This is a genomic window from Aquabacterium sp., from assembly GCF_036279655.1.
Taxonomy (GTDB): Bacteria; Pseudomonadota; Gammaproteobacteria; order Burkholderiales; family Burkholderiaceae_C; genus Aquabacterium.
The window spans coordinates 1-2,479 of sequence record NZ_DASUIT010000147.1; the positions used below are offsets into that span (position 1 = coordinate 1).

Here is a 2,479-nt window from a genome sequence, read left to right on the forward strand (position 1 = left end):
ATCGTGCCTGGTCTACATGCCCATCTACCTGGCCTTGCTGCCCAAAGGCATCGACCAGGTGCCCATGTCCATGCTCTTGCTGCAAGGGCTGTATCAGGGGCTGGGACCCACCATCGTGGCCATGTTGCTGTTCCTGCGCGCGGTGGCCATCCTGGGCGCCGAGCGCACCGGGGCCCTGGTGGCACTGGTGCCCGTGATGGCCGGCCTGGGCGCCGTGCCCTTGCTGGGCGAACCCCTCACCGGCTGGCTGGTGGCCGGGCTGGTGCTGGTCTCGGGCGGCGCTTTCCTGTCAGCCCGTTTGAAGTGACGCAGCGCCAGGCTGATCCACATAGACACCCGTCTGCAGTTGCTTGGCCTTGTGCTTGGCCGCCGCTGCTGCAGACGCCACCATCTCTGCGCGCGTGAAGGTGCCGGGCCGCACCTGCATGACGCCTGCAGACAAGGTCGTCGGCGGAAAGAAACGCATCACCCCATCGCGGTCTTCAGCTTCGATGCCGCCTTGCTGGCGTGAGGCCGCGTCGTACAGCGTGAGCGCCTTGTCGTTGAAGGCCGAGACGGCTGCATAAATGCGTTCGTGCCAGTCTTCGCTCTGGAACAGGATCACGAAGTCGTCCCCGCCCACATGGCCAATGAAATCGCGGCGTACATCGCAATGAGCCTGCAGGGTGTTGGACAGCAGCCGGATCATTTCATCGCCGCGCCAATAGCCGTAGTAGTCATTGAAAGGCTTGAAGTGATTGAGGTCGGCATAACACGCGACGAACGCCGAACCACTGTTGAGCAGCCGGGCGATGTGCAAGGTCAAGGGGATGTTGCCCGGCAGGAACGTCAAGGGGTTGGCGTGACGCGCCGCCTCGATGCGCAACTCGGTCACGGCACGCACCAGGCGCTCACCCGTACCCATGCCGAGATAAGCGCCATCCTTGGTGATGATGAAGCCCTCGGTCAGATAGCGCTGGTCTTCTGAAGTCAGCACGTCGGTCAACTCATCCAGGCCGATGTGCGACTCCAGTTGCAATGGCTGCGGATTGGCAAACAGGAGGCAGGACCGGCTGCCGTACAGCTCCTTGAAATAGGGCTTGGAGTACTGGTTGTAGAAGCTTTGCCGGTTGATCAGGCCAATGGGCAAGCCATCATCCTTGACAACCGCCATGGCTTTGAGCGTCTCATCTTCCTGGAACCGCCTGGCGGCATCCTTGTGCGTGGCATCGGGAGGCAGGCTCGGCACGCGCTGCATGATCTCACCCACGGTGAAGTCACTGCGCCCGCTGCGCGTCTTGCTGGGCAACACCGATATTTCACGGCTGCAGATCACCTCTCTGGCTGCGGGCAGCAAGGACTCGGCCAGCGCAGACTGGGGACGCCCCAGCAAGTAGCCTTGACCCAGCTCGATGCCCAGGTCGCGCAGCACGCGCAACTCCTGAGGGGTTTCAAGGCCTTCGGCCACCATCTGCGTCCCGAAGGTCTCGGCAATGCGCTTGAGCGCCGTGATGGTTTGCACCTTGTCAGGATGCGTGGCGATGTCCTTGGCGAAATACTTGTCGATCTTGACGTAGTCGGGCTTAAGCTCGGCCCACAAGCGCAAGCTGGATCGCCCGTCACCAAAATCATCGAGTGCCAGTTGCGCGCCGTGCTCGCGGATGATCGCCACGGCACGTTGGAGCCGAGGCAGGTTGTCGACGCGTTCATGCTCGGTCAACTCGACCACCAGCCGGCTGGTTACCAGGCCCAGTTCCTTGACCAGCCCCAGAATGCCGTGTGCAACCGGGTGCGCCATCAAGGCGGCCAGAGAACTTGCACTGAGGTTGACCAGCAGCCGGCCTCGCATGCCCTGTTGCGCCCAGTTCTGCAAGGCCAGCTTGACGCAATGAACCTCCAGATCGAAGTTCACGCCTTGCTCATGGGCCGCGGCAAAGAGCGCATCGGGTGTCCCCAGCGCATGGCCTTTCGGCCCCCGCACCAGCGCTTCATGCCCGAACACTTCGCCATCACGCAAGCGCCCCAGTGGCTGAAAATGCGTGGTCAGCAGACCGCAGGCCATGATCTCCTGCACGGTCATCAACTGAGGCTCGGCGCGGCCCTCAGTCAGACATCCTTCTCCATGGCTTGGCGCCGATACCGACATGTTTTCTCCCGAAGTGATGCGGCCATATCGGAGGCATGACTTCGGGACTTGAATGACAGTTTCGTGACAGCTCAGGGCTTTGCGGACATCCCCCTGAGTACCTTCACAGCGCCACCTCAAAGACCCATCTGTTTGGAGATGATCTCGTTCATGATCTCGTGCGTGCCGCCACCGATCGAGAGGATGCGGTTGTCGCGGTAGAGGCGCTCCACAACCGATTCACGCATGTAGCCCATGCCGCCAAAGATCTGCACGGCTTCGTAGGTCACTTCATCGGCCACATCGGTGGCGAAGTTCTTGGCCATGGAGACCTCCTGGATGGCGGTCTTGCCAGCCTGCATGCGGGCGGCCACG

3 protein-coding genes are annotated in these 2,479 nt (G+C 61.9%); 1 reads left to right on the forward strand and 2 read right to left on the reverse strand.

The window, feature by feature from the left end; all coding sequences use genetic code 11:
* A partial coding sequence (locus VFW84_RS15570) for an EamA family transporter (RefSeq protein WP_329681380.1) occupies window positions 1-307 on the forward strand: 307 nt, incomplete at its 5' end.
* Here VFW84_RS15570 and VFW84_RS15575 read toward each other — a convergent pair.
* Both VFW84_RS15575 and VFW84_RS15580 read right to left on the reverse strand, forming a co-directional pair.
* Window positions 290-2,059, reverse strand: coding sequence for a phosphodiesterase (locus VFW84_RS15575; RefSeq protein WP_329681381.1), 1,770 nt, complete (start codon window positions 2,057-2,059; stop codon window positions 290-292). The two genes, VFW84_RS15570 and VFW84_RS15575, sit on opposite strands and share 18 nt — an antisense overlap.
* A 182-nt stretch (window positions 2,060-2,241) precedes the next feature.
* Window positions 2,242-2,479, reverse strand: a 238-nt coding sequence (locus VFW84_RS15580; protein WP_329681382.1) for an acyl-CoA dehydrogenase family protein, incomplete at its 5' end; no start/stop codon positions are given.

Excerpts from the sequence above, each read along its gene's own strand:
- VFW84_RS15575 (WP_329681381.1), bottom strand. The coding sequence starts at position 2,059 with ATGACCGTGCAGGAGATCATGGCCTGCGGTCTGCTGACCACGCATTTT.